Below are 6614 nucleotides of genomic sequence, written 5' to 3' on the forward strand. Positions count from 1 at the left end.
CCGGTCGCAGCCGGCGACGGTGCAACGGTCTGCATTCGAGGGCCGGCAGTCGACGGGCCAGGTCGTTGTCGGCGTCCGTGATCACCGGCAGCGCCGAGCGGATGTCGGAGGTCATTCGTATATTTGTGCTATGAACTTCTCAGCCGCACCCTCCCCCGCGATGCGGTTGACGGATGCTGCAGCTCGGGTCGCCTCGCGGCTCGGCGACGGCGGTGCCGAAGTGGGAGGGCTCGCCGACGACGACCTCCTGGCGCTGCTCGCCGACACGACGGAGGCGCGGAAGGCGCTCGAGCTGATCGTCGCAGGAGCGTCGGCAGAGGTGTCGCGCCGCTCGTCACGCGAGCTCGGCTACGAGGGGCTCGCGCAGCGGAAGGGTCTGCGTACCGGCACGGCGCTCGTGCAGCACCTCACGGGGCTCGGGCGAGCAGATGTCGCGCGAGCTGTGGACGCGGGCAGGGAGCTCGCCCCGGCGGAGCCGCCGGCAGCCGATGTCTCCAGGGCAAGCGTTCCGGCTGCACAGGTGGTCCAGGAGTGGCTGGGCGCGCTTCGAGATGCGCTCGCTTCGGGGCGTCTGACGCAGGCGCAGTTCCAGGCGATCCGCTCTGGGCTCGGAGAACCGCCCGTCGAGCGCTACCCGGAGCTGGCGCCCGACTTCCTCCCGCAGGCGTGGGCTCGCGCCGTGAACATGCTGCTCGAAGAAGAGAGCGGGCTGCCCGTGGAAGAGCTCCGCAGCCAGGCGCGCATCGCGCGAGATCGGCTCGATCCGGTCGGCGTCACGCTCCGTTTCGAAGAGCGCTTCGACGCCCGCTCCTTCCGCACCTGGATCGACCACGACGGTCAGCGGCACGCGCACATCCTCTTCGACGACGAGGCGGGCGCCTGGGTGGATGCCCTCCTGCAAGCCGCACTGCGGCCGCGTCGCGGGCCGCGCTTCGTCGGCACCGACGCCGTCGAGAAGATGCGCGCGGCCGAGGCTGACAGCCGGTCGAACGAGCAGCTGCAGTACGACACGATCGTCGCCGTGCTGCGCACCGGCGCGAACGCCGACCCCCAGCAGGCATTCGGCGATCGGCAGCCGGGAGTGCGTATCGTCATCGAGGCGGGCGCGGTGGCGGGCGGCGGTGAACGCGGCGAGATGCACGTCACCGGCGTCGGGCACCTGGAGGACGGCGGACACGCTCTGCCCGGGGGCGTCATCGAGGCGCGGATGTGCGAGTCCGGCGTGATCCCGCTGATGTGGGGGCCGGATGGGCGCCCGCTCGACGTCGGGCGTGAGCTTCGCCTCTTCACGAGAAAGCAGCGCATCGCCATCGCCGCCCGCGACGGCGGCTGCATGTGGCCGTCCTGCGGCGCGCCGATCTCGCAGTGCGAGTATCACCACATCGATCACTGGTGGGAGCATCACGGCCGCACCGATGTCGACGATGGGATCGCGCTCTGCCGCAACTGCCATCTGCGCCTTCACAACCAGCGGTGGCGCATCACACGGACGCGGGATCCCCTCAGCGACGCCGACACGTACTGGCTCCATCCACCGCCCGACCCCGCCACGGGTGAGATCGGCCGGCCCGTCGCGTTGAGATCGAAGTCTCCCCGGCGATTCGAGGCGGCATGACGTGCAGGCGCGTGGGTGCGACAAGTGCGTACGCAGGCATGGCGGGCGGGCAGGCGCGCGCGGCGACAGGCGGGCGTGCGGGCGTGCGGGCGTGCGGGCGCACGGGCGCGCGGGCGCGGGCGTGGGCGTGGGCGTGCGGGCGTACGGGCACGCACGCCAACAGGCGTGGCCGATCTTCGCCCTCAACACCAGCTTCTGACTGGACGCGGGGAGGCATCCGCTGTTCTTGAAAGCCGATGCCCCGGCGGCCTTCTCTGCCGTACTGTGAGCGGATGGCGTTCGATCCGCGCGACGTTCCGGCATTCGTGGACTTCGTGCGCGCCGAAGCGCAAGGCGTCGTCGCGACCGTGTCGCCGTCGGGGGCGCCCGAAGCGGCGCTCGTCGGAATCGCCGCGCTCGACGACGGCACGCTCGTGTTCGACACCCTCGTTCTCTCGCGGAAAGCGGAGAACCTCCGCCACGATCACCGCATGGCCGTCGTCATCGGGACGGACGGCGCGGTGTCCGTCCAGATCGACGGCTTCGGGACGATCGTGCACGGAACGCTCCGCGAAGAGTACGGCGGGGCCTACAACGAGCAGTTCCCCGGGTCGCGCGCGCTCGATCCGGAGTTCGCGGTCATCGTCGTCCGCCCGGCGTGGGTGCGGGTCTACGACGCGTCGAGCCGCCCCGCCCACGTCACCGAAGCGCGCTGGTGACCCCACCACCGGCGGCGACCGCCGGATGCAGGTGCTCGGACGACAGCGCCACGACCGCCTGACGGGCGCCAGCGGCGAGGCATCCATCCAGTCCTTCGCCGGTGAGCGAGGCGGCCAGGAACCCCGCGAAGAACGCGTCGCCGGCGCCGTTCGTGTCGACGACGTCGACCGGAACCGCCGCGACCGTCGCACGTTCGCCCGACGCGGCGAGCGCGACGGCACCCTGCGCGCCGAGGGTGCAGACGGCGAGCCGCGGACCGCGGTCGAGGCAGCTCTGCATGAGCACCCACGGGTCGTCGGTCGCGTCGTCGTTCATGAAGACCACGTCGGCGGCGCGCAGGAACGGCTCGTGGAACTCCGCCGTCCCGTCGTAGTCGTGCAGGTCGGTCCAGATCGGAACGCCCGCAGCGCCGGTGAGTCGGCGGCGCACGATCGCCACGCCGACCTCGCTGAGATCGACGACCGCGACGTCCACGCCGGCGAGGGCGTCGTCGATGCGATCGATGGTGTCGACGGATGCCGCCGACGGCGTCGCGAGGTAGAGACTCACGCGCTCCCCTGTGGCGGTCATCAGGTTCGCATGGCGCTCGGTGCGCTCCGAGGCGTAGGCCTCGACCCGCACGCCCGCCGCGTCGAGCGCCTCAGACACCCGGCGGCCGTCGTCGTCGGCACCGAGGAGCGCGTGGAGGGCCACGTCGACGCCGCGATCGGCCAGGTGCAGAGCCTTGCCGGCCGACGTCCCGCCGAGGGTGTGCAGATCACTGAGCGCGAACTGCATGTGCGGCACCGGCTCGGGAAGCCGGTCGAGGAGGATGAGGTGGTTCCACGAGGCGGGTCCGCACACGGCGACCCGGGCGTCAGCGAGGGGCATCCGCCCAGTAAACCAGCCGCCTTCTGCTCTCGCTCCTCAGCCCCGTCAACGACTCCATCCCGCGGCTGCATTGGACGGCGCGCGCTACCGCGGCTGCCACGCCACCCATGTGCGGCCGGCCACGAGCGCCGAGTTCGCCGCGGCCAGGCGCTCAGCGGGGTGGTCCTGCGCACGGCTCGTGCCGCCGCGCCAACCGTCCCCGCGCTGCAGGCGGAACGACACCGGCAACTCGGCGCCCTCGGTCAACCGCTCCGACAGACCACCCTCGACCACGGCCAACACCATCTGCTCCATCTCGTCCGCAGTGCTCTCCCACGTCTCGTCGCACGCATCGCAGCCGCATACCGGAAAGTACGCGTCGACGAGGAAGCCGGCGTGCAGATGGATGCCGGGGAACGACGTGAAGACGAAGGTCAACGGCGACGCTGCGTCGTCGGCCGGTCGCACACGCACGGCTCGCACAGCATCCGCAGGCACCCGCGCGAGATCGGCTGCGGCCTCCGGGGAATCCTCGACGGTGACGTCGAACGACTGCTCCAGCCACGTGATCAGAGCATCCGCGACGTCGTGCAGGGGCGCGAACCGCTCGAGATCGCTCGTCACCGAGTACGTGTCTTGGGGTGGCGACTCGCCGCCCCACCGCTCGCCGTAGGCGATCGGTGCACCCGATGCGTCGACGAACACCCGGGCCGGCGGCGACGGGCGCAGGTAGCCGGGCATGCGGCCAACCTATCGCGGGGCACCGGCCGACTGCGTCCCCGGCTACTCCTCGAGCGGCCCGAGGTCGGGCCCGGCGACGAATCGCGCGATCGCGTCGGCGACACGATCCAGCTCGACCACGACGACGACGTTCTCCCCCGCGTTCAGCGCGGCAGCCGGAACGTACAACGTGCGCTGCGGGCCGTTCGACCAGTAGCGGCCGAGCAGGAAGCCGTTGATGAGGGCGAAGCCCTTGCCCCAGCCGTGAGTGTCGAGGAAGAGGTCGGCAGGATCGTCGAGCGTGAACGAGCCCCGCAGCACGAACGGAGCGACGCCGGTCTCCGCGGAGGCGGCGGTTGCAGCATCCGTCGCCGCAGCAGCGAGAGCGGCGACGTCGATGGGCGTCGCCGCCCACCCGCTGAGGGGCTCACCCGCCAGCGTCACCGGCCCGATGAGGCCCTTGGGCTCGCCGAGGCGCACGTCGTAGTTGACGCGGCCCTGCTCCTCGACGAGGACTCGCAGCTGGCGACCTGCGGGAACGACGAGTGCGTCCTCGTGCCGTGTGCGCGACAGCGTGCCGACCGCCACGCCGTCGACCGACACCCACGCGTGGTCGCGCACCTCGCCGAAGCGGAGCACTCCCCCGCGGCCATCGAGGTCGGCCTCGTACGCGACGAGCGCGCTCAGGTGTCCGAGATCCTCGAACGTCGGCGGGGTCTCGTGACGAGACACGGATGCCGCCACCACCGGCTCGACCGGCTCCAGCGCCACCTCGAACGTGGGAGCCGGGCCGCTCGCCGCGGGCACCTCGTCGGGCACGGGCGCGTACTTCGCGATGACATCACGGAACGCGAAGTACTTCTCGGTCGGATCGCCGCGCTCGTCGAGCGGGGCGTCGTAGTCGTACGACGTCACGATCGGCAGGTAACGGCCCTTGTCGTTCGCGCCGTTCGTCAGCCCGAAGTTGGTGCCGCCGTGGAACATGTAGAAGTTCACGGACGCGCCCGACGCCAGCAGCGCGTCGAGCTCGGCGGCCGAAGCCGCAGCCGGTGTCGTGTGGTGCGTGTTGCCCCACCAGTCGAACCAGCCGTCCCAGAACTCGGCGCACATGAGGGGCCCGGTGGGCTGGTGCCGGCGCAGGGTCTCGAGGCGCTCGGCCGCGCGGGATCCGAAAGAACCCGTGAGATGCACGCCCGCGACGCTGCCGTCGCGGAGCATCTGGTCGGTCGGCTGGTCGATCGTGGTGAGCGGGACCGTGATGCCGGCATCCTTCGTCACCCGCACGAGGTGCTCGAGGTAGGCGGTGTCGTCGCCGTACGCGCCGTACTCGTTCTCGATCTGCACCAGGATGACGGGTCCGCCGCGGTCGATCTGGTACGGAGCCACGATCTCGTACACCCGCTCGAGGTACGCGGTCACCTCTTCGAGGTAGCGAGGCTCGGAACGACGAAGGCCGACGCCTTCGAGCGCCGTCAGCCAGACGGGCAGTCCCCCGTTGTGCCACTCGGCGCAGATATAGGGACCGGGCCTCACGATCGCGTGCATACCCTCCGCCGCGACGAGGTCGAGGAACCGGCCGAGGTCGTTCCAGCCGGTCGCGTCCCACTCGCCGCGCACCGGCTCGTGGGCGTTCCACGCGACGTACGTCTCGATGGTGTTGAGCCCCATGAGCTTGGCCTTGCGGATGCGATCGGCCCACTGTCCCGGGTGCACCCGGAAGTAGTGCAGCGCCCCGGCGAGCACCCGGAAGGGCTCTCCGTCGAGGAGGAAGTCGGTCTCGCCGATCGCGAACGAGCGCGCGCCGGCGGTCATCGCGCAGCCGTGCGGGCGTGGAGCACCGCGGCGAGGCGCTCGAGCTGTGACGCGTCTTCGAGGGCCGAGCCGACGGCGGCGACGCGAACCCCGGCGTCGAGGAACTCCTCGACGTTCGAGGCGTCGAGTCCGCCGGTGGCGACGAACGTCACCTGCGGGAACGGTCCGCGGATGTGCTTGAACCAACCGCTCCCGAGCCACGTCGCGGGGAACGCCTTGAGCCACGTCAGCCCGAGCGAGACGGCGAGCTGGACCTCGCTGGGGGTGGCGACTCCGGGGAGGATCGGGATGCCGGCATCCTGCGCCGCCCGGACGACGACCGGGTCGAGTCCCGGCGAGACGAGATACACCGCGCCGGCGTCGGCGGCCCGCGTCACCTGCTCCGGCGTGATGATGGTGCCGGCACCGACGCTCTTGCCCCGGGCGTTCGCGGCCTCCACGACGGCGCGCAGGGCGCGCTCGTCCTCGTCGGTCTGCAGCGGCACCTCGACCGAATCGATTCCGAGGTCCCACGCGGTCTCGGAGAGGCGCACCGAGCGCTCGACGCCCATGCCGCGGAGGATCGCCATGAGCGGCGCCCCGGCGAACGCCGTGTCGAACCAAGCGCCCTGGGCGGCGGCTGGGCCCACGCGCCCGGAGGCTCCGGCCGACGCGCCAGCGGCGACCGGAGGGGGCGTGGGGACCATCGCGCTCGATGAGGTGGGCTGGGAGGTCATTCGCGGGTCCTTCGGGTGTCGGGTTCGGTCATCGTTGCGGGTTTGGGGCGCACCGCGTGCTTTCGGGGCGTGCGGCGTGCGCCCCGAACGCTCGGGACGCGCCCCGAACCCGTCATGTCGGGGTTGGGGTGCCGGCGGCCGGAGCTGGGGCGGCGGGAGCCGGGGCGGCGGTCGGAGCCGGAGCGGCGGCCGGCGCCGGGGCG

6 protein-coding genes are annotated in these 6614 nt (G+C 71.7%); 2 read left to right on the forward strand and 4 right to left on the reverse strand.

The window, feature by feature from the left end:
- Positions 1-130 precede the first annotated feature (130 nt).
- Both AC3A46_RS16710 and AC3A46_RS16715 read left to right on the forward strand, forming a co-directional pair.
- Positions 131-1615, forward strand: coding sequence for an HNH endonuclease signature motif containing protein (locus tag AC3A46_RS16710; protein WP_487666206.1), 1485 nt, complete (start codon positions 131-133; stop codon positions 1613-1615).
- A 272-nt stretch (positions 1616-1887) separates the two neighbouring features.
- A complete protein-coding gene (locus tag AC3A46_RS16715; protein WP_487666207.1) occupies positions 1888-2313 on the forward strand; it encodes a pyridoxamine 5'-phosphate oxidase family protein in 426 nt (141 codons plus the stop codon).
- On the opposite strand, the gene AC3A46_RS16720 is transcribed toward AC3A46_RS16715, so the two are convergent.
- The 4 genes from AC3A46_RS16720 to AC3A46_RS16735 all read right to left on the reverse strand — a co-directional run bounded on the left by AC3A46_RS16720 (position 2294) and on the right by AC3A46_RS16735 (position 6411).
- Positions 2294-3184, reverse strand: a complete 891-nt coding sequence (locus tag AC3A46_RS16720) for a carbohydrate kinase family protein (protein ID WP_487666208.1) — start codon at positions 3182-3184, stop codon at positions 2294-2296. The two genes, AC3A46_RS16715 and AC3A46_RS16720, sit on opposite strands and share 20 nt — an antisense overlap.
- 84 nt (positions 3185-3268) lie before the next feature.
- Positions 3269-3904 carry a DUF6226 family protein gene (locus AC3A46_RS16725; RefSeq protein ID WP_487666209.1) on the reverse strand — a complete coding sequence of 212 codons (636 nt, stop codon included), beginning with the start codon at positions 3902-3904 and terminating at the stop codon, positions 3269-3271.
- A 42-nt stretch (positions 3905-3946) separates the two neighbouring features.
- Positions 3947-5695 (reverse strand): glycoside hydrolase family 35 protein, encoded by a 1749-nt coding sequence (locus AC3A46_RS16730; protein ID WP_487666210.1) that lies wholly within the window; start codon positions 5693-5695, stop codon positions 3947-3949.
- The gene (locus AC3A46_RS16735; RefSeq protein ID WP_487666211.1) at positions 5692-6411 is read right to left on the reverse strand and encodes a bifunctional 4-hydroxy-2-oxoglutarate aldolase/2-dehydro-3-deoxy-phosphogluconate aldolase; all 720 of its coding nucleotides are present in this window, start codon (positions 6409-6411) and stop codon (positions 5692-5694) included. Before AC3A46_RS16735 ends, AC3A46_RS16730 begins: the two co-directional genes overlap by 4 nt.
- Positions 6412-6614: the final 203 nt, after the last annotated feature.

The sequence above is a fragment of the Microbacterium sp. Soil_C_42 genome (genome assembly GCF_057656735.1).

Coding starts and splice junctions, on each gene's coding strand:
- AC3A46_RS16720 (WP_487666208.1), bottom strand. CDS start 3,184: ATGCCCCTCGCTGACGCCCGGGTCGCCGTGTGCGGACCCGCCTCGTGG.
- AC3A46_RS16730 (WP_487666210.1), bottom strand. CDS start 5,695: ATGACCGCCGGCGCGCGCTCGTTCGCGATCGGCGAGACCGACTTCCTC.
- AC3A46_RS16715 (WP_487666207.1), top strand. CDS start 1,888: ATGGCGTTCGATCCGCGCGACGTTCCGGCATTCGTGGACTTCGTGCGC.
- AC3A46_RS16735 (WP_487666211.1), bottom strand. CDS start 6,411: ATGACCTCCCAGCCCACCTCATCGAGCGCGATGGTCCCCACGCCCCCT.
- AC3A46_RS16725 (WP_487666209.1), bottom strand. CDS start 3,904: ATGCCCGGCTACCTGCGCCCGTCGCCGCCGGCCCGGGTGTTCGTCGAC.
- AC3A46_RS16710 (WP_487666206.1), top strand. CDS start 131: ATGAACTTCTCAGCCGCACCCTCCCCCGCGATGCGGTTGACGGATGCT.